Annotated in this window: 18 protein-coding genes; 7 read left to right on the forward strand and 11 right to left on the reverse strand. The window is 32.1% G+C overall.

From position 1 onward, the window contains the following. Positions 1-17 precede the first annotated feature (17 nt). Positions 18-3,269, forward strand: coding sequence for a PAS domain-containing protein (locus KM029_RS16180; protein WP_144074235.1), 3,252 nt, complete (start codon positions 18-20; stop codon positions 3,267-3,269). A gap of 49 nt (positions 3,270-3,318) precedes the next feature. Further along, positions 3,319-3,789 (forward strand): peptidylprolyl isomerase, encoded by a 471-nt coding sequence (locus tag KM029_RS16185; protein ID WP_144074236.1) that lies wholly within the window; start codon positions 3,319-3,321, stop codon positions 3,787-3,789. Between the two features lie 88 nt (positions 3,790-3,877). Here KM029_RS16185 and KM029_RS16190 read toward each other — a convergent pair whose 3' ends face one another. Next, positions 3,878-4,219 carry a hypothetical protein gene (locus tag KM029_RS16190; RefSeq protein WP_144074237.1) on the reverse strand — a complete coding sequence of 114 codons (342 nt, stop codon included), beginning with the start codon at positions 4,217-4,219 and terminating at the stop codon, positions 3,878-3,880. A gap of 104 nt (positions 4,220-4,323) precedes the next feature. Continuing rightward, positions 4,324-5,982: an alpha-glucan family phosphorylase gene (gene glgP / locus KM029_RS16195; RefSeq protein ID WP_144074238.1), complete on the reverse strand. Its 1,659-nt coding sequence runs from the start codon at positions 5,980-5,982 to the stop codon at positions 4,324-4,326. Between the two features lie 666 nt (positions 5,983-6,648). On the opposite strand from glgP, the gene KM029_RS16200 reads away from it, so the two are divergent. Further along, positions 6,649-9,678: a PD-(D/E)XK nuclease family protein gene (locus KM029_RS16200; RefSeq protein ID WP_144074239.1), complete on the forward strand. Its 3,030-nt coding sequence runs from the start codon at positions 6,649-6,651 to the stop codon at positions 9,676-9,678. Positions 9,679-9,785: 107 nt separating this feature from the next. Next, on the forward strand, positions 9,786-11,048 hold the full coding sequence (locus KM029_RS16205; RefSeq protein ID WP_144074240.1) for a tol-pal system protein YbgF: 1,263 nt from the start codon (positions 9,786-9,788) through the stop codon (positions 11,046-11,048). Positions 11,049-11,105: 57 nt separating this feature from the next. Here KM029_RS16205 and KM029_RS16210 read toward each other — a convergent pair whose 3' ends face one another. The 6 genes from KM029_RS16210 to KM029_RS16235 form a co-directional block, all read right to left on the reverse strand. Next, the gene (locus KM029_RS16210) at positions 11,106-12,302 is read right to left on the reverse strand and encodes an IS256 family transposase (RefSeq protein WP_144073848.1); all 1,197 of its coding nucleotides are present in this window, start codon (positions 12,300-12,302) and stop codon (positions 11,106-11,108) included. Between the two features lie 195 nt (positions 12,303-12,497). Beyond that, positions 12,498-13,301, reverse strand: a complete 804-nt coding sequence (ppk2, locus tag KM029_RS16215; RefSeq protein WP_144074241.1) for a polyphosphate kinase 2 — start codon at positions 13,299-13,301, stop codon at positions 12,498-12,500. A gap of 18 nt (positions 13,302-13,319) precedes the next feature. Next, positions 13,320-13,964: a ribonuclease H1 domain-containing protein gene (locus KM029_RS16220; RefSeq protein ID WP_144074242.1), complete on the reverse strand. Its 645-nt coding sequence runs from the start codon at positions 13,962-13,964 to the stop codon at positions 13,320-13,322. A 191-nt stretch (positions 13,965-14,155) separates the two neighbouring features. Further along, a complete protein-coding gene (locus tag KM029_RS16225; RefSeq protein WP_144074243.1) occupies positions 14,156-14,524 on the reverse strand; it encodes a GNAT family N-acetyltransferase in 369 nt (122 codons plus the stop codon). A gap of 461 nt (positions 14,525-14,985) precedes the next feature. Beyond that, positions 14,986-15,609, reverse strand: coding sequence for a response regulator transcription factor (locus KM029_RS16230; RefSeq protein WP_144074244.1), 624 nt, complete (start codon positions 15,607-15,609; stop codon positions 14,986-14,988). Positions 15,610-15,797: 188 nt separating this feature from the next. Further along, entirely contained in the window at positions 15,798-18,701 is a 2,904-nt protein-coding gene (locus KM029_RS16235; protein ID WP_158631084.1) for a sensor histidine kinase, read from the reverse strand. Positions 18,702-18,958: 257 nt separating this feature from the next. On the opposite strand from KM029_RS16235, the gene KM029_RS16240 reads away from it, so the two are divergent. Further along, on the forward strand, positions 18,959-20,275 hold the full coding sequence (locus KM029_RS16240; RefSeq protein WP_144074246.1) for an MFS transporter: 1,317 nt from the start codon (positions 18,959-18,961) through the stop codon (positions 20,273-20,275). A 72-nt stretch (positions 20,276-20,347) separates the two neighbouring features. Here KM029_RS16240 and KM029_RS16245 read toward each other — a convergent pair whose 3' ends face one another. Next, entirely contained in the window at positions 20,348-21,958 is a 1,611-nt protein-coding gene (locus KM029_RS16245) for a M43 family zinc metalloprotease (protein ID WP_144074247.1), read from the reverse strand. A 132-nt stretch (positions 21,959-22,090) separates the two neighbouring features. On the opposite strand from KM029_RS16245, the gene pyrH reads away from it, so the two are divergent. Continuing rightward, positions 22,091-22,798, forward strand: coding sequence for a UMP kinase (pyrH, locus tag KM029_RS16250; protein WP_144074248.1), 708 nt, complete (start codon positions 22,091-22,093; stop codon positions 22,796-22,798). A gap of 43 nt (positions 22,799-22,841) precedes the next feature. Then, positions 22,842-23,405, forward strand: a complete 564-nt coding sequence (frr, locus tag KM029_RS16255; RefSeq protein ID WP_144074249.1) for a ribosome recycling factor — start codon at positions 22,842-22,844, stop codon at positions 23,403-23,405. 80 nt (positions 23,406-23,485) lie between these two features. Here the strand turns inward: frr and KM029_RS16260 are convergent, their stop codons facing one another. Together KM029_RS16260 and KM029_RS16265 are read right to left on the reverse strand one after the other, a co-directional pair. Next, entirely contained in the window at positions 23,486-24,406 is a 921-nt protein-coding gene (locus tag KM029_RS16260; protein ID WP_144074250.1) for a universal stress protein, read from the reverse strand. Positions 24,407-24,510: 104 nt separating this feature from the next. Beyond that, positions 24,511-25,332: a purine-nucleoside phosphorylase gene (locus tag KM029_RS16265; protein ID WP_144074251.1), complete on the reverse strand. Its 822-nt coding sequence runs from the start codon at positions 25,330-25,332 to the stop codon at positions 24,511-24,513. Positions 25,333-25,369: the final 37 nt, after the last annotated feature.

Here is a 25,369-nt window from a genome sequence, read left to right on the forward strand (position 1 = left end):
AGAAAATAGACTTCTCAATGAAGAAAAAAATTGATACAGATATACTAAAACGTCAATTAACACGATATTTTAGTTTCAGAACCATTCAAGGTAGAAATGTACTTTTAACCACATCTTACCTTTTGATACTTATTACATTCACTATTCTAGTTGTTTTTCAAAATAAATTAGTTAGTGATGTCGGTGATAGGGTTATCCAAACAAGGAACCCTATCACTGTTATGACCTCAAGAATTAATGCAGGTTTAGATAGAGTATCTGCTGCACAGAGGGGGTATTTTTTAACTAAAGATGATAGTTATAAAGATGCTCGTAACTCTCTTTGGGATACCGACATTTTACCAGCATTAGAAAAATTAGAGGAACTAGGAAAGCAGTTAACCTCTCAAGACCGACGCTCAATTGATGCCCTTGGTATTTTACTGAAAGAATATAAACACGGTCAGGATGATTTAGAATTATATTTTGAACAGCACATTACAGATTTTGCTGCTATTCAAGAAGATGTAGAAGCTTACGATTCTCTTACACTACGTCTAAAATTAGAAAGCTTTAAAAAGAAAACAGAAGTAGACGAATATATCGTTGAGTATCTTCTTACTACAATATCTCCTCTTAAGGCTGAAATCCGAGATTATTTAGGTCCTTTATCATTACAACAGCGTAAAGCCATGTTAGATGATGTAAAAAGGATTAATGAAGATATTGAATCTGCCAATTCATCAATTGCTTTTGTAACAGCCTTTTTTGCAATTCTTGCAGTAGGTTCTTCATTATTAGTAATTCGAACTTTAAACACCTCCCTACAACGTCCTATTGATCAATTAGACCGGTTAGCAATAGGTGATTTAGGTGATAGAATTGATGAAACTACTGATGAGATGAACGATATTATTTTATCAAGTAATCAGCTCCGGGATAATTTAGATAGAGCCTCAAAATTTGCACTAAATATTGGTGAAGGGAACTTTGAAGCAACGTTTAAACCTGCCAGTGACCATGATATGTTAGGTAATGCGTTAGTACAAATGCGTGACCGTCTGAAGGATGTTTCTGATCAAGATGAGAAACGAAATTGGATTACAAAAGGTATGGCCCATTTTGGTGAAATTTTAAGAGAGAACCAAGATTTAGGTAAGCTATCAAATTCTATTGTAAGTGAGTTAGTTAATTATTTACAAGCAAACCAAGGTGAACTTTACTTTATTGAAGAAGATGAAGAGCAACAAAAATATTTAAACCTGGAAGCAACATATGCATTCGAAAGAAAGCGTATTATTGATAAAAAAATATTTATTGATGGTCGTTTTGCTGAAGGTCTTTTAGGACAATCTTACTTATTAGGTGAAACAATTTATCTAAACGATGTTCCTGAAGGATATACAGAAATTACTTCTGGTTTAGGAGATGCGACACCTCGATCTGTATTAATTGTTCCTTTAAAAGTAAATGATGAAGTAGAAGGAGTTTTAGAGATTGCTAGTTTCAAAGGTATTGATCAATTTGAAATAGAATTTGTAGAAAAAGTAGCTGAGAGTATTGCTTCAACATTACGAACTGCAAAAAATAACCAAAGAACTAAAGAACTTTTATTGTCTTCTCAAGAACAAAGAGATCATTTGAGAAGTCAAGAAGAAGAAATGCGTCAGAATTACGAAGAGTTGCAGGCTACGCAAGAAGAAATGGAGAGAAGACAGAAAGAATTAGAAAGTCTTCGTCAGAATCTTCAAAATGAAGTAAAAGAAAGAACGGTTGAGTTAGAGAAAACTTTAGAGCGTTTTGATTTAGCATTACAAGGTACTACTGAAGGTATATGGGATGCGGCTCTTTTAACTGGTGAACTAGATGAGTCTACAACTTTCTGGTGGTCTGCTAGATTTGAAGAGTTATTAGGATATGAAGAAGGTGAACTTAATAATGATTTTGAATCATTTATTAACAACATTCATCCAGATGATAGAGAGGAAGCTGTTAAACTATTTAAAGGGTTAATTGCTGATCATTTAGGCATTGCACCAAGCACTATTGACGTTAGAATCAGATTAAAATCTGGAGTTTATAAATGGTTCCATACCTCTGGTGCTGTTAGACATAACGAAAAAGGTATTGCACAACGTTTTGCAGGGGCTGTAAGTGATATATCATCTACTGTAGAGTTGGTAGAAAGTCAAAAGTTATTGTCTATGAGAGAAGCGAATTTAAAAGCATTCTTAGACGTAACAAATGATTTTGTATTAGCAATGGATCAAAAGATGGTAATAACATTAGCAAACAATGCCATCAAAACTACATTAAGAAATAGGGGAGTTGAAATTATAGAAGGTGAAACAGTTATCTTAGATATTCTTCGTCCAGAAAATAGAGAAAAATATAGAGATAATACGAAAAGAGCACTTGAAGGGCAATCATTCTCGGATGAGATGACTTTACAATTAGGTGCTGAAAGACGTATTATGGATACTAGATATTACCCAATACATTCTGACGATGGAGTAATAGTTGGTACAACAGTAATGCTGCATGATATTACAGACCGTAAACAAAGAGAAATTGAATTAGAAGATTCGAGGAGACAATTAAAAGCAATTTTTGATACCTACGATGCTGAAGTATATATGAAAGATTTATCTGGTAAATATATCATGGTAGATCAGACATTCCTTCAGAACCTAAATGTAGATTTTGATGTAATAGGTAAAACCGATATAGAAATATACGGTCAAGAAAAAGGAGAAGCTATTTGGGAGCTTGATGAAGCAATATCTGAACAAGAAACAGAAATTTCTTTCATAGAAACAAGAGACAATGGTAGAAAATACAAATGTGTAAAATTCCCAATGGTAAATACTGCTGGTAAAGTTTATGCTATTTGTAGTATTGCTTCTGAAATAGAGTTTGATGATAGTTCAGTTAGTGGTGTTGATAAGGTACCTGTTTCTGTGATTTTTAGAAACTTTGCTGCTCCAGTAGAAATAGTTGACACTAGCGGTGTTTGGAAAAACTACTTTGGGGAAGCTTTAGATTTAAACTCATTTATTACAGAAAGTGATGAAAAGAGGTACAAGAAAGCAATGCAAAATATTGAAAGTGCTATTTCTGAAGGTAAATCATATTATGAAACTTATACTGTAACCTTAAATTCTGGTAACAAACTCTTGTTATTAGAGAAAGGTAATTCAGTAGAACGTGAACATGATGGTAAATCTATAGTAGTATCTGCATTAATAGATATCACTCCATTACGTCCAAATCATGATAAAAATGTATAATTTATTACCTTTGCAGATCTAATAATTATATCATTCAAAAATAGTCAATATGAAAGCAATCATTAAGACAGCAAAAGGAGACATGACAGTTGAGTTCTATTTGAACGATGCTCCAAATACTGTAGCTAACTTTGTAGAATTAGCAGAACACAATTACTATGATGGATTAAATTTCCATAGAGTACTTCCTAATTTTGTAATTCAAGGTGGCTGTCCAAACGGTAATGGTGCTGGTGGACCAGGTTATAGAATTGCTTGTGAATTAGATGGTGATAACCAATACCACGATCGTGGTGTTCTTTCTATGGCTCATGCTGGTAGAAATACAGGTGGATCTCAATTCTTTATTTGCCATAGCCGTACACAAACTTCTCACTTAGACCGTAACCATACTTGTTTTGGTAAAGTGATCGAGAATGTAGAATTAGTTGATGAAATTCGTCAAGGTGATAAAATTCTTTCTATCGAGATTATCCGTGAAGATGGAGATCCTGAATTAGGAGAAGTAAAGAAATTATAGAAAATAAGATAAAACTTATTTATAAAAAGCTATCTCAGAAATGGGGTAGCTTTTTTGTTAAACGGTTAAAAGTAAAAGTTATCAACAATTAAAGGTGTTTTAACCAATTAAATCGTTTGCGTGTTGATAAGTAAGATATTTTCTTATCATTTTGGTAAGCTTCTTTCTCAAAAGAAATATTTTTATAGGCTAAATATGTATTTCTGTGGATAACTAGTCGAATTATAAATTCAATCCCATACCATAAATAGAAAAATACCAAGAGTAATTCTTTTTGTTGTTCAAAATGAATTCTTTCATGTAAAATTAAAGAGTTCCAACGTTCTGAATGTTGATAACTTTTAAATTCTGATCTAATAAGTATAAAAGGATAAATTGCCATAGCTGTGAACCCTTTAAATGGAAGAATATTATTAAAAATTATACGCATAAAATTATTGGGATGCGAATATAAAAAAAGCGAGTGTATCGGAATACACTCGCTTAATATTAATAACAATTTCATTGAAATTAATAGCCTAGGCTACTTATTTCTTAGTCGTTGTATAATTTTTCGTAGTACTGTAATGCCATACGGTTAGCATCGAAGTAAGGAAGAACATCACGCATAGAGTTTTTCACTCTTTCGTTCCACTCATCAGGACGGTCATAGTACGTAGGGATAATCTCGTTCTCTAAAACGTCTAATAAGCTATTCAAATCTTGCTCATCTTGCTCATGAATTGGAGCATTTAAATCTGCTAATGGTAAAACATAAGAGTTTTCACCGTTTGCAAATTCAGGAATCCAACCGTCATCAGTAGAAAGGTTAATACCACCGTTCATTGCTGAAGTCATTCCAGAAGTACCAGATGCTTCACGAGGTACACGAGGGTTATTTAACCATACGTCAGAACCTTGTTTCAATTTACGAGATAATTTTAATTCATAACCTACCAATACAGCCATGTTACCATAGTCTTTTGATAAGTGAACTAACTGATTGAAGATAGAAACAGCACCGTAATCCATTGGGTAAGGCTTACCTGCCCAAATAATTTGAATTGGACGATCAGGGTTGTTCATGATGCGGTTAAAACGCTCTTTGTCTCTAGTTACTAAGTCGGCACGTTTGTATGCAGCAAAACGACGAGCCCAAACGATAGTTAAGACCTTAGGGTCCATTAATTTACCTGTTTGATCAGCTACTGTTTCGAATAACTTAGATTTTAAGTAACGCTTACGATCTAATAATTTTTCATCGTCTTCTTTATGAAGAGCAGTGTAAAGTTGCTCATCAGCCCAGTAAGTACGGTTTTGAGCATTAGTTACAGATGTAATACGGCAGATATTGTCGTATTTATTCCACATATCATTAGATACTTCACCATGAAGTTTAGATACACCATTTGCAACTCTAGCTAAACGTAGACAAGCAAGTGAATGATCAAAAGTATCATTTTCGATACCCGTAATTCTACGAACTTCGTCAAGAGGCATACCATTAAAGTAACCTAACTTGTTAAGGAAGTGGATATCGTGTTTTTCGTTACCTGCTTCTTCTGGTGTGTGCGTAGTGAAAACTAAAAGTTCTTTCACTTTTTGCATATCACCATTAAATTTTTTCGCTAAATGGAAAGATGCAGGTAAAGCGTGTGCTTCGTTAAAGTGATAAACTTCTGCGTTATATTCTAACTCATCAAGAAGTTTTGCACCACCTAAACCTAAAAGCATATATTGAGCTACTTTCGCAGATGCATCAGCGTCATATAGACGGTGAGAGATTGATTGCGATAAGTAATCATTTTCAGGAAGATCTGTTGTTAAGAAGAACATTGGAACAGTATTAAATACGCCAGGACGTAAATATTTAGCTGTTACCCAAACAGGATGACCATTTACTTCGATAGTAAATTTGATGTTTGTGTCTTCTAAGAAGTTGTTGATTTTTTCTTGGAAAAGAGCATCCATCTCTTGGTTTCCTTTACGAACTTGGTCGTAGTAACCATATTTCCAAAGAATACCAATTCCAATAAAGTTTTGATTTAGCTCGTAAGCAGAACGCATGTGCGATCCAGCTAAGAAACCTAAACCACCAGAATAAATTTTGAAGGGTTGATCGATCGCAAACTCCATACAAAAATAAGCAACGCGTTTTTTGTACTTAGGGTCGTATGCGTAAGGGTGTTTAAAATCTTGTTCGAAACGTGACATATCAGTGAATTATTAATATAATTGATATTTACTTTTATTTAAATCATGTCCTTATGACATTTCTAAATGCACTTGCAATTTTTATAAATTATTTATCTAAACTTATGATGTAAGTCACCAAATTTAGAAACATTTCTTGCAACCGGTTGAGATACCGGTCGAATGTTCATCTTCTAACAAGATATGTAACTTTTTTGTGGTTTTTTCACTAAAAAGTTTAGAAAACTTAAAATAAATGCAAATACATAAAAGCAAGCTGACGAAAATAATGATAATATTAATTAACGTCAAACTATTTTTATAGATAACTTATCTCAGTCTTATTCTTAGTTGATGTTTGGAAAACTTTTTTTGTCCAAAAATAGATGCCAATTACAATTGCGAGAGTATTTATAAATACCCAACTTATAACTAATCCAAAACCTTGAATTAAAAAAGCAATGGACTTAATAATGGGGAGTAGTGTAAAAGATAAAAACACTACAGCGAATGTGAAAAGCAACTTAGAAAATGTCATGTAACAAGAGAGTTATTTTTTTAACCTATGTTTTGTACGGAGTTGCTTCTTAAATGTTGTCAATTTCTCTTTATTATTTCAATTAGTTATGACATTACTTATTCTCCTTGTATTTTCGTTGTTCTTAATACCTAAATCATACTCTGAATATGTCTGAAACCTTTCAAATACCATTTCTAGAAACAGTAGCTCAAAAAGTTTATAATGAACATAAAGGCGATTTTACTAAAATTATTATTGTATTACCTTCTAGGAGGGCAGGTATGTACTTTAAACAATATTTTGGTCAGGTTATAGATCAGATAACAATTGCACCAGCAATTTTATCTATGGAAGGGTTTGCAGAAAGGTTATCCAACTTAGTTAAAGCAGATTCTGTAACATTGTTATTCGAACTATTTCGACTTTACAAAAAGAAAGATAAAACGATAACAATAGAAAAATTTGCACCTCTTGGAAAGTCTTTATTAAGAGAGTTTAATATGATTGATAACAACTTAACTGCAGAACAAGCAGATAAAATGTTCGATCATTTAAGAGAAGCAAAAGCAATTGAACATTGGGCATCTTCACTTGGTGATGATGAAACTATTGAGAAGGTAAAAGAGGAGTTATTATCGAAAAAAGAATCGATGGTAGATTTTCTTGAGTTTTGGGAGAACTTATCTAGCACTTATTTTGAGTTTAAAAAAGAACTAAAAAAGCAAGGTTTAGCTTATGGTGGACTAGCTTTTAGAGAGGCTTTTGATAAGCTAGAGGAACGAATTGATTACCTAGGAGTTGAAAAAGTAATTTTTGCTGGTTTTTCTCAAATGTCAGGGGTTGAACAATCTATAGTGCAGACTTTGACAGACTTAGGGAAAGCACAATCATACTTTGATGCTGACAAACGTTACTTTAAATCACACCACGAAGCTGGACATTATTTAAGGCGATATGTGAATGGATTTGCGGCTCAACATGTAGACTTTCAGAAAGACTGGTGGAGTACGCACAATAAGTCCGTTGATATAAAAGCAATTAGTAATACAGTAGGAGAAGCAAAGTTTGCAGGGGAGTGGTTAACAAGTTTATTAGATACTCCTCAGAAAAGAGAAGAGTTTAAGGAAACATTAAATCATACGGCAATTTTATTACCCGATGAAGCATTATTACCAGCATTGTTAAGGTCTTTACCTTCAATTACTTTTGAAGATGGTTCTACTTTAGCAGAACTAACAAATATCACCATGGGTATGTCTTTCTCTAAAACTCCTCTATTTGATTTACTCAGAGTTATATTCCAATTACAAGAACGAATTAGAGAGAATGATCAGGCAGTATTATGTGCTTATTTTAAAGATGTTCAGAATATTCTTCGTCACCCTTATTTTCAGTATACGAATTCAATAAAAGAGTTTGAAGAAATATCAACTTCTATTTTAAATGAGATTACAGAACAGCAAATGGTCTGGATTCCATTAGAAAAATTAAGGGAATGGGGAGACCAGCATCCAATATATGCAGCTGTTTTTTACTTCTGGGCAAATGATTATCGCAATGCAACCAAGAGTTTAAATAATTTAGTTACAACTCTAGCAGATGTATTAAAAGCAAACCCTGATGTACTTGGTATTTCTTCTTCTGAGGGTATTGAAAATTCTTTTGAAGGAGAGTTATTAGTTCAGTTTTATAAAATATTAAAAAGACTAGAAGATACTTTACCTCAATTTGCACAAGACAATGGTCAGCTATCAATCTATATATTTAAGCAGCTGTTATTAGAATTATTAAGAGGTGCTACAGTACCATTTACAGGTGTGCCAATTGCTCCATTACAAATTATGGGTATGTTGGAAAGTAGAGCATTGGATTTTAAAAATGTACTTATTTTATCATGTAACGAAGGTAAGTTACCAATCAAGAAAACGGTAGAAGCTATTATACCGTTTGATACACGAACACAATTTGGCTTACCAACATACTTAGATAACGACGCAGCTTTTGCTTATACTTTTTATAGGTTATTCCATAGAGCAGAACATCTAACATTTGCTTATTTAGATGCAAACTCTGGAAGTGATGCTGGAGAAATGAGTAGGTTAGTTTTGCAAGTTAAAGAAGAATTAAATGAAGATCCTTCATGTAAAATTAATTTAGATTCTTCAGTGTGGTTGTTATCCAAAGCAGATAAAACAATGTCTGAACCTGTGTCAATTCAAAAAACAGAAATTTTTGGAGAAAGAATAAAGAACAGATTAAAAAGAGGTGTAAGTCCATCTGCAATCAATTCTTTTATTAGAAACCCTCTAACTTTTATAGATGAAAAAGTAATTGGTTTAAAAGATGAAGATGAGATAGAAGAAGATTTAGATAATCGAACTTTTGGTAATCTGATTCACCTAGCATTAGAATGGGGGCTTAGAAGAATGGTAGGGCTACCTGATAAAGATGAAGACACTCCTTTTGTTCTTCGTAAAAAAGATTTTGATAAAGCATTAGATGATAAAACATTTATTCCAAAGCTAATTAAAGATGTGGCTAAAGAAGAAAATGTTGAGATGGTAAGAGGGCAAAACCTTTTACTAAAAGCTGTAGCAGAGAATTTATTACAACGCTATTTTAGAAATCAGATTGAAGAGATCGAAGCTTCTGAAACAAGAGCAATTACGGTTGTAGGTCTTGAAAAATTTGTAGACCATCAATTTGATGTAACTATAGAGGATGAAAAAGTGAGAGTGAGGTTATCTGGTATGGCAGATAGAATAGATGTTGTTGATGGTAAACTTAGAGTTGTAGATTATAAATCAGGTGGCTATGCACCAGCTGATTTGACATGTAAAAATTGGTTGGAACTACTTGAAGATGAACATAAGGGTAAGCTATTACAATTAATTATTTACCGTTATCTACTAACATCAGCAGGTTTTGATAAAGGCAATGCTTCTTTTCAGAAGAAAATAACAAGAGCCAATATTTTGTTACAAAAAGAAGGTCTACCAGAGATTGACCTGTCTAAAGATGTAGCTTCTGGGTTCTATTTTTTCAGGAAAATCAACGATGGTTTAAAGACTTGTAAAATGGATCAGCCTTTAGGTGAAAATACAGATTTGAAGTTTTTAGAAAAAACAGAATTGTTTATAGAAGAGTTAGTGAAAAAAATGCTAGACACCTCAATTCTATTGGAAGATGTAATGTAGATTGTAAAAAAACTTAAATTTTACAAAACTAGTGAGGCTATTTTGTCTGTTATTTGTTTATAGAATATATCTTGAGTTGTTCGTTATGAAAGAACGACAAATAATTTATGCTAAACGTACTCAATATTAAATTATATAAACGTAGCTTCTTAGTAATCTACTTCATCATATTAGGATCTCTTTTTAAAGTAAATTCTGTTTGTGCTCAAGCCGCTTTACCAAAAATTGAAGATGTTGATATGTTAATGACAAATCTTACAGTTCAGTTAGAGATTACTTCAGGTATTGATGCAATGTATAATTTTGAGTTTAAAGTAGCAGAAGGTCAATTTAATTGGCTAAAACATCATTATCCTGAACATCCACTCCCTTATTTTCTTTTGGGTTTAACACAATGGTGGAAAATTGTTCCTAATCTTGAAAAATCTTCTTACGATAAAGAGTTCTTTGCTTACATGGATTCAGCAATTTATTACGCTGATAAAATGTACAAAAAAGATAAAACCAATCAAGAAGCCGTTTTTATCTTAGCTGGATCTTGGGCTTTTGAAGGACGTTTAAATGGAGAAAGACACAATTGGACACGTGCTGCTTATTCTGTTAAAAAGGCTTTAGGTTACTTTGATAGGTTAAAAGAAATGCCAAAAACAGACCTTTCTCCAGAATTATTATACGGAGATGGTTTATACAATTACTATGTAGAGTGGCTTAAAGAAAATTATAAAATGCTTCGCACTGTTCTGTGGATGTTTGATAGTGGGGATAAAGAACTAGGAATTGAACAATTAGAAACTTGTGGTAAGGAAGCATTCTACACGAGGATAGAAGCAATGTATTACCTAATGAGGGTACATTCTTCTAGTGGAGGTAAAATGATTAGAGCTCTCCAAATTTCTGAATATTTATATAAAAAGTATCCAAATAACCCGTACTTCCAACGATATTATGCTAGACTTCTTTACTATAGTGGCAGATACCCACAACTTTATAAAGTGAGTAAATCTTTATTAGAAAGGGTAGATGAAGGTATGTTAGGTTATGAAGAAATGAGTGGTAGATATGCAGCATTTTATTTAGGAGCTTATTATAGAGATTATTTAGCGGATTCTAAAACTGCAGATCTTTATTATATTAGAGCTGTTGATTTTGTAGAAGATATTGGTGATTATGGTTCAGGTTATTATCATTATTCTTTGGCGGCTTTAGCAAGAGATGCTAAAAAAGAAGGAAATTATGAGGATGCTAGTAAATATTATGGTAAAATTTTAACCTATGCCGCCGGTAGAAAGAAGTTGCAAGAGGAAGCAAAAAACTTTAAAAAAGAATATAAAAAAATAAAAAAGACCCGTAAAAAGGAAGAAAAAAAATAGCTGTTAGGTAGGACACTCTTTCACTAAGTGTGTAAGTATTACAAGTGAGGATTGGGTTTAAAACCTGATCCTTTCTTTATATAATACCTGAAATTGGTTCAAAATTATTCCCCAGTTTCTGATAGGCATTGTCCATTTCTTTGTTGCTTCTTGCAAGGCTAAAAAAACAGATTTTTTAACTGCATCATCCGTTGGGAAGGATAATTTGTTCTTTGTATATTTTCTAATTTTACCATTCAGATTTTCTATCAGATTGGTCGTATAGATAATTTTACGGATTTCAAGAGGAAATTCAAAGAATACTGTTAATTCATCCCAGTTATTTCGCCAACTTTGGATCGCATATCCATATTTATCACCCCATTTCTTTTCAAGAAAATCAAGAGCTTCTTTAGCTGCATTAATATTTGGAGCTCCATAGATATCTTTCATGTCTTTTGTGAACGCTTTCCTATCTTTCCAGACTACATATTTGCAAGCGTTTCTAATTTGATGAACGATACAAATTTGAGTAGAAGATTCAGGAAAAACAGCTTTAATTGTTTCTGTAAAACCATTGAGATTATCAGTTGATGTGATCAATATATCTTCAACTCCACGTGTCTGTATATCAGTGAGAACTGTCATCCAAAATGCAGATGATTCATTTTTCCCAAGCCACATACCTAATACTTCTTTTTTGCCATCAGTACGTAATCCTACGGCTAAATAGATAGTTTTATTGATTACTTTGGAGTTTTCACGCACTTTAAAAACGATACCATCCATCCAAACGATAAGATAAACAGGCTCTAAAGGACGTTTATGCCATACTTCTATATCTTCAATTACTGAAGCTGTAATTCTTGATATAGTCGCTGCCGATACTTCAAAGTCATAAAGTTCTTTGATCTGATTTTCGATATCAGATACGCTCATACCTTTGGCATAAAGTGAGATCACTAGACTTTCAATACCTTGAGCAATATTCTTCCTTTTAGGAACAATTGCAGGTTCAAACGAGCCACTTCTATCTCTTGGGACATTGATTTCTTGTTCACCATATTCATTTTTGATAGTCTTTTGGGTATAGCCATTTCGAGAATTAGAATTCTCTGACTTTTCATGTTTTTGATAACCAAGATGGGCTTCAATTTCACCTTCAAGCATTTTCTCCAAAGCTCTTTTTTGAAGTTGCTTCATGAAGGAACTTAAATCTTCTGCTGACTTGAATTGTTTTAAAAAGTTGTCGTTTAATAAATCTTCTTTGTTCATGGTGTATCAGTTTTAAATTCTAAATTAAATAAACTGTACACTTAATTGAAAGAGTCAAGTTGACCTTGAACAGTGAGTAAGTCAATTTTCTCTTTAAAGGGAGAAATATGACTTACTCACATTTCAAGATTCGAGAGTTTACACAGTTTGTGGTACACTCCCTTAGGTAGATTACTTAACAGCTATTTTTTTGATCTAATATTTATCAGGAACAAAAGATTGCTCACTCATAGGAGGCCTTATATATCCTTCTTTACTTATTTTAGGTAAGTCTATAGTTTTGTATTTAATCTCCTCGTAAGGTACTTTAGACAAGAAATGCGATATACAGTTAAGGCGAGCTTTCTTTTTGTCGTCTGCTTTTACTACATACCATGGTGATTGTTTAGTATCTGTATAAGCAAACATATTATCTTTTGCTTTTGAATACTCTACCCATTTTGATCTAGATTCTAAATCCATTTCACTAAACTTCCATCTTTTAATAGGAGAATTAATTCTTTCTTTAAACCTTTTTTCTTGTTCATCATCAGAAACAGAAAACCAATACTTAATTAGAATTATACCTGAACGGATAAGCATTTTTTCAAATTCAGGGCAAGTTCTTAAAAACTCTTCGTATTGATCATCTGTACAAAAGCCCATTACTTTTTCAACTCCTGTACGGTTATACCAACTTCTATCAAAAAGAACAATTTCTCCAGCTGCAGGTAAATGAGAAACATAACGTTGAAAATACCATTGAGATTTTTCCTTTTCAGTAGGAACTCCTAAAGCAACAATCCTGGCAACTCTAGGGTTTAAACGTTCTGTAATTCGTTTAATTACACCACCTTTTCCCGCTGCGTCACGGCCTTCAAAAAGTACAACCACCTTCATTCCTGTATGCTTTACCCATTCTTGCATCTTCACAAGTTCATTTTGCATACGGATTAATTCTTCTTCGTAGTACTCTTTCTTTAGTTTACCGTTTTTACTAAATTTTTCGTTCTTTTTCATAGTTGTTTAATTGATATTTTATTTTCTTCCAAAGTCGGCAGGGATTTCACCCCAAGCTTTTGTTTCCCACTTTAGAATAGGGTTTTTGTAAGAATTATGCTCAAGCCAACTCACAGCTCTGTCAATTAACTCAAAAATTATTTTATTCTTAGAGTTTTTAGTTAACGTAGTTTTTAATTTTTTATCACGAACCCATTTCATTGCAGTTCTACTATCTGTATAAACTATTGTATCATGATATTGATGTTGCTTTAAAAATGCAAGTGCATGTACAATACCTAAAAATTCTCCAATATTATTAGTGCCATCTTCATAAGGGCCTTGTATAAACATTTGCTTGCCGTTCTGAAGCCATACACCTCTATATTCCATTGGTCCTCTAGCACCACTACAGGCGGCGTCTACGGCAATACTATTGGTCATGATCGGCTCACCTATTGAAGGATCAATACTTTTTTTTACCGTATTAGATTTCTTTTTAAAGATATAGGCACTAGGATTACTATTGTAAGCTTTTTGTGCTTCTAGTTTAGAATCAAAAGATTTATATTTGGCACCTTTTGTACCTTGAACTTGTTTCTGACATTCCGCCCAAGTTGTATAAATACCGGGTTTTCCGCCTTCCCATACAACATAAAATTTTTGCTTTTTGCTCCCGGCCATTTCTTCTTTTTTTCTGATTTAAAATGAATTTACAAAATAACTATTTAGGGTTGAAAATTAATTGATATTGACTCCAAACTTTTTGGTCTTCAATAAAAGAGTGTGTGTAAGTAAAGCCTAGATTATTTATTATCTTATTAGATACTTCATTTCCCTCCATTACTCTAGCTACCACCTTATTAATATTGAGTTCAGAAGCATACACTAAACATTTTTTTGGCAGCTTCTGTAGCATAACCTTGTTTCCAGTATTTTTTCATAATCCTAAAACCAATATCTATTTCTTGTTTGAGAGGAGAATATTTTAACCCACAAAAGCCAATAAATTCATTATTACTTTTTATACGAATACTCCATCTTCCAAAGCCATAATCAGTATAATGTTTACACTCTTTGATAAAAATTTCAGCAGCTTCAATTGATTGAAAAGATGTATCACCTGTATATTTTAAGGTATCAATATCATTATTCAATTCAAAAAAGCCTTTAGCATCATCTTTCGAAAATTCTTGAAGTAATAAACGTTTTGTCTCTAGTTTAAAGTGAGTTTGAGTGTTCATATTTTCTTTTTTTATAAATTAAGTCTAATTGTTTTGCGAGAATATTATCAATAACAATTATTTTAACTTTAAGAATTGTGCATTTTAGGTATCTAAAGGCGGTTTTTTAGTACTTTATTAAAAAATTATCATTTATTTTTCTAAATGACTTGAGCAATAAGGATATATCACTTAAATTTGCACGCTCATATTCCTAGGAATGTGATCTATACTTTGATAATTGATTTAATAAAATATAGTCATGGGATATACAAAACTTATTAGAAAGAGCAAGAGAAACAAGACTTTCGCTAAAGCTCGTGTAACAACAATCCAACGTTTGAGTGCTAAGCCAGTAATCAAAAAAGTTGACGTTGAAGCAATCAAAGCTGAGTTCGCTGCAAAATAATTTGTATCTACTCAATTAAAAAAACGGTCTAGAAAATTAATTCTAGACCGTTTTTTTATGCCTTTTTACAAGGTTAAATAAAACCTTCACTTTTTGCTTTAGTTACAGCTTCAATTTTATTAGATACCTGTAATTTTAAGTAGATATTTTTAATGTGGAATTTGACAGTATCTTTAGAAACAGATATTTGATCTGCTATATCCATATAACTTTTCCCTTCAGCTAATAAATTAAGAACATCAGTTTCTCTTGATGTTAGAGGAGATTCACTTTCTCTTCTAAAAGATTTTACTACTAATTTGGCAATATGAGTACTCATTGGAGCACCTCCTGCAGAAACTTCACCTAGAGCTCTTAATAATTGAGTGTGGTTACTGTTTTTTGTGATATACCCTGTTGCACCTGCACAAAGAGCGTCAAAAACATATTGACTGTTTTCGTGAACCGAAATAATTAGTATATCAGTTCTAGGTAATGATTGTCTAATGTGCCTAGTACCTTCTATACCGTTCATTCCAGGTAAATCGATATCCATTAAAACGATATCAGGTTTGTCGGTATCAAGGTTTTCTATAGCACCTTCACAAGAATCATAGGTATTTATTACTGTATAATCTGAGGTCTTTGTTTCAATTAAGAGTTTGAATGCTTCTTGAACATCTAAGTTATCCTCAACTATTATTATCTTTTTTTTCATACTAAATTTACATAAAAAAAAAGAGGTGAAACAATATGTGGCACCTCTTTTTTGAATTTCAACAATAAGAATGAGTTCCCCAACTCTAAAGTTTTAGGGGTTATAGTCCGGATTTGTACTGCTTAACGATTCATTACTTCAAATTTACTCTCGAAGCGTATATCTTGTACTACCCTAAAGGGTAGTTTTTACAGATTGTTATTGAAATTACTATCAAAAGTGACAGAAATGGACGTTCCCTCATTCTCTTTAGACTCAATTGAAAGTGTAGCATTTGCTAGTTTTTTTATTCTAGAGTGCATGTTTTTTAAACCATTTCCATGCTTAGAGTCTGTATTACTCATTCCTATACCATTATCTTTTATCTCTATTTTAATATTTTGTTTCTCTTCAATAATAGATAAATAAACATGAGTAGCTTTTGCATACTTAGCAATATTTGTCATAGCTTCTTTAAAGATGAATACTATTTGTAAACTCCAAGAATGGGGCAATACAAGGTTTTCATTTTTAGGAATTTCTTTCTTTGAATGATATCGAATTTCCAATTCATCAAAGAAATCTTCTCCAAAATCTTTTATGTAGTCATAGATTACACTCAATTCATCATTTTTAGCATCAATAGACCAAATAAAATCTCTTGTACCACTGTATAATAACTTTGATTGGGTTTCTATTCTGTATAATATCTTCTCAGTTTCTATGTCCTTTCCTTTTAATTTAAGTGAAGCTAAATCTGCAAGCACTGTAATACTGGCTAATTTATTCCCCATCTCATCATGGAAATCTTGAGCAATTTCTGTTCTAACACGAGCTAGTTTCTTTTGTGCTTCAGCTCTTTCTCTTATGATTTCTTTGAGCTCGTTAGTTTTAATTTTTTCTTTTTTGATTTTATAATTTGAAGAATAAATCAGTGAAATAATAATTAGGAAAAATATTCCACCCTTAAATAATGTATGTTCCCAAAAATATCCTTCAATGTTTAATGACGCAATTGCAGGAGTACTCCAATCAGATCCAATAGTTTTTCCTCTTACATAAATATTATATTCTCCAGGTTCTTTATTTGTTATTTTTAGAACATCAGTATACTGAAAGTTAATCCAATCACTTGCTTTAGAGATTTTATACTGAAGTTTTATAGATTCCATTTCAGATAAAGCACTAATCTTAATAGGCAATTCTAAAATACTGAATTTACTGTGGCTATTGTATATGCTTTTTTTCCAAGATACGTGAGGAGGAGGAATAGTAGTTGCTTCTTTATGGTTAGGCATACTCATAATACCTTGTAAAGTAGAAATCCATAATTGATGATCTGATGATTCAAAAATTCGAGTAACTTGGTCATTAATAAGACCTGACGAGGTGTTGTATTGCCTTTTTAGTGTACCGTTCTTTAAGACAGAAAGGCCTTCATCAGTCCCTACCCACAATTGATTAAGGTGATCCTGATAAAGTGTAGTACAATTAACACCTTCTAGAGCCAATACTTTTTGTAATTTATTTTTTTCTAGCTGATCTTTTATCTGTAAAAAATATAATCCTTCTGATGTTCCCACCCAAAGTAATACTCCAGATTTATCGATATACACATAATTAATTCTTTCTCCATTCTTAAAGTTTTGAATCCAACTATCTTTAAGGTCAAGTTTAAAGTTTTCACTTAAAGCATATGATAATAAAGCACCTTTTGTAGCCACCCAAATAGTAGTATCAGTTATTGCAGCACTAGAAATTTTTGATTGTTTGATATTGCCTTTAGGAAAGTTTTGAAAAACTTTAACCATATCAAATTTTTGACTCATAGGATTTTGCTGTACAACTTTTAATGAATCTTCTTCTATGTACCAATCTCCAAATTGATTGTTACCAGCAAAGATAGACCAGTTTACAGGGATAGAGTCATTTTTGATAGAATAGCTATGCCCGTAGGTAGTGAAGAAAATATTATCATCTTTTGTTATAATATCTTTAACAGGGTATTCTCTCAAAATACTTAAAGAATCAGTTTTTAAATTATACTGATAAAGTCTGTTTGTTGTGGAGAATGCAAGGTTTACAGAATCTATTTGATTTATTGATAGTACATGTGTAACATCAATTTCATCTATTCCTAAATACTTAAAATCGGTGTCTTCAATAAGGTAAAGTCCGTCACCTTGTGTAGAGATCCATATTCTATCTTGTTTATCAACTAAAACAGAAGAGCTAAAAGATTTTGTATTTAAAGCCTTCTCTAAATAGGTAATTTTTCCTGTTTTACTATTTATCAGAATATTTCTTTGTTTATGGTTATTCTCGTTAACTGCAGCAACAATATTTCCATTATTCAGTTGGTATAGTTTTGTAGGAAAAAGATGGTCATTAATTTTAATTGTTTTTTCAATATCTCCCTCTGGGGAGAGTAATAAAATTTGTCCTTTAGACCCTACCAATAACCCACCATTTTTTGAAATATTAGTAGCTGAAATAATAATGTTACCAAGTGCCTCTTCAAAGAAATTTCCTTTAAGGGTTGTACCATCAATAATTCTAATTCCTTGAGTATCGAAGCCGTAAACTAATATTTTATTTTGAAAGCGTGTTAACCCTAAAGAAATGGTTCTGCTATTTTTAGAGTTATAAAAAGGTATTGGTTTATCTTTTCTTAGAAATAATTCCTCTTTTCCATTTTGCCTATGAGAGTAGAAATTTAATTTATGTGATTTTTGCTCTTTTAAATTCATATAAAAGGCAGAACTCCATTGCCATCCGTATAATTCATTTCCAATTTTAATACCTTGATGTAATTTTTTAGCCCCACTTTTTTGCATGAAGGGATAAGTTTGAATCGTATCAAGCTCTTCGTTAAAAACATGTACCCCTCCTCTCCAAGTAAATAGGTAAACAGAATCAGTGTTATTTTGATTAAAACCAATAACAAATTCAGAATTTAGACCATTTTGAGTTGAATAAGTTTTAAACTCTTTTCCATTAAAAGTACTCATTCCATCATCTGTACCAATCCATAATTTACCATTAGCTTCTTTTAGGTGATAAAGGAAATTATGTGGTAAACCATCTTTTTTAGTCCAATGGTGAGTGAACATTTTTTGACCACTACAAAAGTGAAAAGTTAAGAGTAGTAACAGTAATATTCGTAGAAATTTTATCGACATTTAAATTTTGGAATATTATTTTTAATAATTGCTGGTTAATGCAACCCGTTGTAATATAAAAAGATTTATTTTAAAGTGATAATATGCGTAAAATCACCTAATTAAGTAAAAGAGCTTCAATATATTTGTTTTACCTAAAAGAAATGAATTGTTATTAATCAACACAACGCCCCAGTAAATTATATATTATGTTAGAAATTCAAAAAAAATTATCATCCTCATTTTTCGTTCTTCTTAGTTTACCCTCAACAGCAATGGGGTTTGCCCTATCCATTCAAATTGCGGCTTTGAGTTGGATTTTAAATACTAAATACGGTTTTGATATTCATGAAGTTGGAATTGTTTGGGCTGCAGGTCCAATAGCTGGTATTATTGGTCAACCTTTAGCAGGTTTAGCATCTGATAAAGTTTGGTTTTTAGGAGGAAGACGCCGCCCGTTTATATTAATAGGAGGAATACTGACATCTTTAATGTTATTGGCGTTGCCAAATATTCATATTATTTCTGATTTTTTAGGCTTTGCGCCTACAAAAGCAGTGGGTGACTTGGCAGAAGGACAATTTGCAGCATCTATTTATGTGGCTATTGCTGTAGCTTTAATACTTGATTTATCTATCAACATAAGTTTTAACCCAACAAGATCTATTATTGCAGATGTTACAAATGATGATACTGTTACCAAAGGGTATACATGGATGCAAACAATATCGGGTACATTTGGTGTATTAGCATATTTTATTGGTTCTGTTTTAGGGAATAATGAGTTAATATATATCGGGGTATTTTTAGTGTTTTTATTTTCTGTTGTACCTGTATTCTTTATTGAAGAGCCTAAGAGTTTAAAAGAAGTAGATGAAGAGGTTCATGATGGAAAATCGGAAACGGATACAAAAGGTTTTATCAAAGTATTATTAGCACATGCACCTACTTGGTTAGGTATTCAAACTATGTTTGTTTTTATGTTTGCTTATGTACAACAGAAATATCCAGACTTTTCTTCTAAAGAAGTAGGAAGTGTTATTAATTGGTCTTTCTTAATATTTAATGCTGTAGCAGCTATATTACCAGCATTTATATTAGAACCTATAACACATAAGATTGGTAGAGTTAAAACCCATGCAATTTGTATTGGAATTATGGCATTAGGCTATGCAGGTATGATTGCAGTTGGCGGAACTTCAGAATATATGATCTACGGAATGATGGTTATTCTTGGTATTGGATGGGCAGCAACTGTATCACTACCATTTGCTATAATGTCTGAAAAAGTAGAAAAAGCAAAAATGGGATTATATATGGGTATCTTTAATTTATCAGTAGTATTACCTCAATTAGCTGTATCAGTTTTTGTTAGTAAGTATCTTGCTGATGCAGAAGATAAAACGGTAATGTTCTATATAGCTGCAATTGCTTTGGCTGTATCTGCAGTATTATGGCTGTTTGTAAAAGATAGTAGCTCTCCTCAAGGAGATCAGATGAAGCCAGCGGGTGGTGGACATCATTAATATATAATGTGATATAAAAAAATGGCTTGATAAAACCTTATGATTATCAAGCCATTTTTTATGTGATGTAATTTACAATTTAATACAGCGTTGAGTAAAAACGCCAAGATCTGAACTTAATTTCATAAAGTAGGTTCCTCTTGGGTACTTACTTAAATCAATATTTACTTCAGCAGAACTATTATCTATTTCCTTTGATAAAATTAAACTTCCAGACGTAGACCAGACTTCTAATAAGCCATATTGGCTAATATATTGAGCAGGTTTCAATTTAAAAGTACCTTCTGAAGGGTTAGGATAGATAGTAAACTTTTCTCTTTGTTTTGTATCTAAACCTACTACACCATTGTAAATAGTAATTGTATTAGACGAGTTTGAAAATGAGGCACCTGTATTATTAATAGCATAAACTCTATAAGTTACTCTAGTATTCAAGTCTTCTGAGGTTACAGAAAAGGCTCTATCATTTGGAGAAAGAATAGTGCTAATAATTTTATAACCTTGTTTATTTATAGATTTTTCTACAATAAAGCCAGATACATTATCTTCTTCACTAATTGTCCATGTTAAATTATTTTCGCTCGAACTAGGGACTGCTTCTAATGTAATTGTACCTGTGGGCATATTTTGATTTAAAGTACTTCTTGCAGGAGCATCAGTTAAAATTACATCAATTCTAGATTTTTGATCTAGACTGAACATTGTCATGCAAGAGTCATTTGTATAGTCCATGTAATTTTGATACTGACTTGAATCAAATATTAATGCAGCTGAATCACATAATAAATTAATTTCTTCTCCTGTAGTGGCATTACAATAGCGAGTCCCAGTATGTCCATTACTAATTTGTGGAGTATCATCACAATAATCATCTTTAGAACAACTAGCACTACCAACACCCCATATGTGAAGTAAACCAAGATAATGCCCAAGTTCATGAGTAAGTGTACGTCCTAAATCATAATGAGGTTCTAAGTCATAATTTTCGTTAAATTCATTTGAACCAAAGAAATGAGTATCTATAACAATACCATCTATTGAACTTGTGGCAACCTCTCCATTACTTACTTGATCTAAACCTTCTAAATCGGGGTAATTAGGAAAATAAGCATAGCCTAACCAATTATTAGTAAGTGGTACTACCCATATATTCATATATCTTTCATGATCCCAAATATTGTCTTTAATAATTTTATCAACTTGAGATATTGAATATTCTTCATCTGAATCTAAAAAACCTTGAATTCTATTTACTCCAGGTTCTGTCAATACCTGACCGTCAGGACTAAAGATTGCCATCTTTAATTCTACTAAAGAATTTACAGCATCAGATGAGAATTCATCTAATGTTTGACTACGGTTATTATTCTGGTGTAATAAGTCTCTATTTGTAGAATTTATCTGAGAAAGTATTTGTTCAGATGAAATATTATTATGTTTGGTATTTTTTTCATCTAGATTATAGATTACATGAACAATAACAGGTAAATTAGAGATGTTTGTTCTGTTCATAGCATTTACTCTTCTATTAGAAAGGTAAGATTTTGCCTTACTATAAGTAAATACGGGTTCGTGTAATGTACTTCTACAATGTCTTTGAAGAGGTATTTCTTGAGCCGTACCGATAGAGAAAAATGAAAAAAATAATGAAACTAATACTGTAATTTTTTTTATTGATAGCATGTTTTAATAGAAACAGGAATAAAAAATATTAAATTATTGTTATGCAATATGATAAGTTTTTAGATAACGTGCATATTTTAGTACATCATTTAAATGACTTTTTTATATTTGCAAAACTTCAAATTGCCATATATGAAATATAAAAGAGTTCTTCTGAAATTGAGTGGCGAAGCCCTAATGGGTGAGCAACAATACGGTATTGATCCAAATAGATTGGAACAATATGCAAAAGAGATTAAAAAAGTAGTAGACCAAGAGGTCGAAGTCGCTATTGTTATCGGAGCAGGAAACATTTTCCGTGGAATGCAAGCTGGTAAATTAGGTATAGACAGAGTTCAAGGTGACCACATGGGTATGCTAGCTACTGTTATTAACGGTATGGCATTGCAAAGTGCTTTAGAAGGAGCGGGAGTTTATTCTCGTTTGATGTCAGGTATTCAAATGGATCAGGTTTGTGAGCCATTTATTCGTAGAAGAGCTGTACGTCATCTAGAGAAAAATAGAGTTGTAATTTTTGGTGCAGGTACGGGTAACCCTTATTTCACTACAGATTCAGCTGCTTCTTTAAGAGCTATTGAAATTGACGCAGACGTTGTATTAAAAGGAACAAGAGTTGATGGTATTTATACTGAAGATCCTGAAAAGAATCCAGATGCTATAAAAATCGATGAGTTAACTTTTGATAAAGCACTTTCGGATAATTTAAAAATAATGGACCTTACAGCTTTTACTCTTTGTAAGGAAAACAAGTTGCCAATTATTGTATTTGATATGAATAAGCCAGATAACTTATTCCAATTAATGTCGGGTGCAAAAGTAGGTACAATTGTAACGCAGTAAAATAATTAAATTAGATTATTAATTAATCATTAAAGATAAAGTAATGGAAGAGGAAATAGGAATGTATATAGATGAGGCTAAAGATTTAATGGAAAATGCCATTAGACACACTCAACATGAATTAAAAAAAATTCGTGCTGGTAAAGCTTCTGCTTCAATGTTGGATGGTTTAGTAGTTGATTACTACGGAGCACCAACTCCTATTAGCCAAGTAGCATCAACTTCTACACCTGATGCACATTCTGTAGTTGTTAAACCTTGGGAAAAAAATATGCTTGCAGCAATCGAGAAGTCAATTCGTGATTCTGATTTAGGTGTTAACCCAATTAATGATGGTGAGCAAGTACGTATCAATATGCCTCCATTAACTGAAGAGCGTCGTCGTGACCTAGTTAAAAAGGTGAAAGGTGAAATTGAAAAAGGTAAAATCAGTATCAGAAATGCACGTAAAGAAACTAATGATGGCTTGAAAAAGTTATTGAAAGATGGTGCTGCTGAAGATGCTGTTAAAGATGCAGAAAAAACAGTACAAGATCTTACAAATAGCTATACAACTAGAATAGATCAAGTATTTGTTGAAAAAGAAAAGGATATCATGACAATCTAGTCTTGATAATTTCTAAAAACAAAAAGTCCCTTAAACTACATCAATTTGTAATTTAAGGGACTTTTTAAGTTTTTACTTTTTTAGATTTCTAACAAAGCACCAAATAAACCAAGGTTTCTAACTCTATCTTTAACTACTAGAGTAGATACAGTCGTATGTTGTTTAAGAAGGTTTTCTGTTGTGCTTCCAATAAAGGTAGCAGCTAAAGCAGATCTACCTCTTGAGCCCATAATTATAAGGTCAGCATCTTCTACTAATGATATGTTAGAGATGATTTTAGCTTCGTTATTTCCATGTTGATCAAAGTGTAATCTTAACTTATAAGAGATATCATCTAAGTTAAATTGCTTTAGGAAATTTTTACACCTTTTTTCAGCATGTTGCTGTAATACAGATGCATATTCTTGCTGTGTTTTTCCTGATGTATGATAGCCAGTAGGGAGTGCATAAATATGAATTATCACTAATTCCATATTATTCCTTTTCGCTACTTCTATGGCATCCTTCATTGCCTTTTTAGACATTTCAGAAAAATCAATTGGAACAATTGCCTTTTTGATAGGAACCTGAGGGTTTTCTGATATAGTTAATACTGTACAGAAAGCATACCTTGTAAGCAAGCGTGCAATAGTACCACTACCTTCTGCAATATTTTTTTTACCTGCAATAATAAGATCAACTTTATACTTACGAGTTGCCTTTAATATTTTATTGGTAGGATCGTTAGATTCGCCAATTTGAATTGAAAATTCAATATTACGCGTATTTAGGTCTTTATATTTGTCGACTAAGGCTTGCATTTTCTGCATAGCCATATCTTTTCTTGTGACTAGTTTACCATTGTATTCAACTTCTTCGTTTGCCGAATTATCCTTCAAAATATGAAGTAAGATAATTTTCTTTACTAAGAATACAGGAGATGCAGTTAAAGAATACTTTAAGATTGCATCATCTATATATGTTAAGTCTAGAGGTAAAAGTGCCGATAGTGTCTTATCCATAATTATAAGATGGTATAAGTAGTAAGAAGGTGATTGTACTGTTTAAACTCTTTAGAGTTAATTTACGCAATTTACGTGCTTAATTGTGAAAATTTAATCAAATATTAAATTTTTGTGAGTAAACCACCTATTAATTTTGATAAATGAGGCTCTGCATTACGCGCATTAGCCAAAATTTCTTCTAATTCAACAGGTTTTAGAGCACCTTCGTAACATAAATCTGTAACAACAGAGACCGCAAATACAGGTAATTTCATTTGTACAGCTACAATCACTTCTGGTACTGTAGACATTCCCACTACATCAGCACCAATAATACTTAGGTATTTATATTCTGCCTTTGTTTCTAAATTTGGACCCGTAACTGCAGCGTAAACTCCTTCATGTACAGGTAAATTATTTTCTTTTGCAATGCTCTTTGCTTTTTCTATTAACTCAGCATTATATGGAGCAAACATATCCGGGAAACGGTCTCCCCATTCTGCTTCATTTTTGCCAATTAGTGGGTTACCAAACATTAAGTTGATATGATCATTGATAATCATCAAATCACTTTTTTGGAAAGAAGGGTTAATACCTCCAGCAGCATTAGAAACAATTAGTGCTTTAACACCTAGAAGTTTAAGTACTCTAATAGGAAACGTAACTTCTTTCATATCATACCCCTCATAAAAATGGAAACGCCCTTGCATGGCTACAATTTTACGACCATTCAGATAGCCAAAAATTAGACGTCCTTTATGAGATTCTACAGTTGATAAAGGAAAGTGAGGAAGCTTTTCGTACGATAAATCATATTTGATATCAAATTCATTAACTAGACCACCTAATCCAGTGCCAAGTACAATTCCTACTTCGGGTTGAAATCCATCAATTAGTTTTTGAATTTTTTCAATACAACTTTCTACTTTTTCTTTATGTGTCATTGTTATAATGTTCTTATTTAAAAACGACTACTTTTCT

Origin of the sequence: Flammeovirga kamogawensis, from assembly GCF_018736065.1 — a bacterium.
Classification (GTDB): domain Bacteria; phylum Bacteroidota; class Bacteroidia; order Cytophagales; family Flammeovirgaceae; genus Flammeovirga; species Flammeovirga kamogawensis.

Coding starts and splice junctions, on each gene's coding strand:
- KM029_RS16180 (WP_144074235.1), top strand. CDS start 18: ATGAAGAAAAAAATTGATACAGATATACTAAAACGTCAATTAACACGA.
- KM029_RS16185 (WP_144074236.1), top strand. CDS start 3,319: ATGAAAGCAATCATTAAGACAGCAAAAGGAGACATGACAGTTGAGTTC.
- KM029_RS16190 (WP_144074237.1), bottom strand. CDS start 4,219: ATGCGTATAATTTTTAATAATATTCTTCCATTTAAAGGGTTCACAGCT.
- glgP (WP_144074238.1), bottom strand. CDS start 5,982: ATGTCACGTTTCGAACAAGATTTTAAACACCCTTACGCATACGACCCT.
- KM029_RS16200 (WP_144074239.1), top strand. CDS start 6,649: ATGTCTGAAACCTTTCAAATACCATTTCTAGAAACAGTAGCTCAAAAA.
- KM029_RS16205 (WP_144074240.1), top strand. CDS start 9,786: ATGCTAAACGTACTCAATATTAAATTATATAAACGTAGCTTCTTAGTA.
- KM029_RS16210 (WP_144073848.1), bottom strand. CDS start 12,302: ATGAACAAAGAAGATTTATTAAACGACAACTTTTTAAAACAATTCAAG.
- ppk2 (WP_144074241.1), bottom strand. CDS start 13,301: ATGAAAAAGAACGAAAAATTTAGTAAAAACGGTAAACTAAAGAAAGAG.
- KM029_RS16220 (WP_144074242.1), bottom strand. CDS start 13,964: ATGGCCGGGAGCAAAAAGCAAAAATTTTATGTTGTATGGGAAGGCGGA.
- KM029_RS16225 (WP_144074243.1), bottom strand. CDS start 14,524: ATGAACACTCAAACTCACTTTAAACTAGAGACAAAACGTTTATTACTT.
- KM029_RS16230 (WP_144074244.1), bottom strand. CDS start 15,609: ATGAAAAAAAAGATAATAATAGTTGAGGATAACTTAGATGTTCAAGAA.
- KM029_RS16235 (WP_158631084.1), bottom strand. CDS start 18,701: ATGTTCACTCACCATTGGACTAAAAAAGATGGTTTACCACATAATTTC.
- KM029_RS16240 (WP_144074246.1), top strand. CDS start 18,959: ATGTTAGAAATTCAAAAAAAATTATCATCCTCATTTTTCGTTCTTCTT.
- KM029_RS16245 (WP_144074247.1), bottom strand. CDS start 21,958: ATGCTATCAATAAAAAAAATTACAGTATTAGTTTCATTATTTTTTTCA.
- pyrH (WP_144074248.1), top strand. CDS start 22,091: ATGAAATATAAAAGAGTTCTTCTGAAATTGAGTGGCGAAGCCCTAATG.
- frr (WP_144074249.1), top strand. CDS start 22,842: ATGGAAGAGGAAATAGGAATGTATATAGATGAGGCTAAAGATTTAATG.
- KM029_RS16260 (WP_144074250.1), bottom strand. CDS start 24,406: ATGGATAAGACACTATCGGCACTTTTACCTCTAGACTTAACATATATA.
- KM029_RS16265 (WP_144074251.1), bottom strand. CDS start 25,332: ATGACACATAAAGAAAAAGTAGAAAGTTGTATTGAAAAAATTCAAAAA.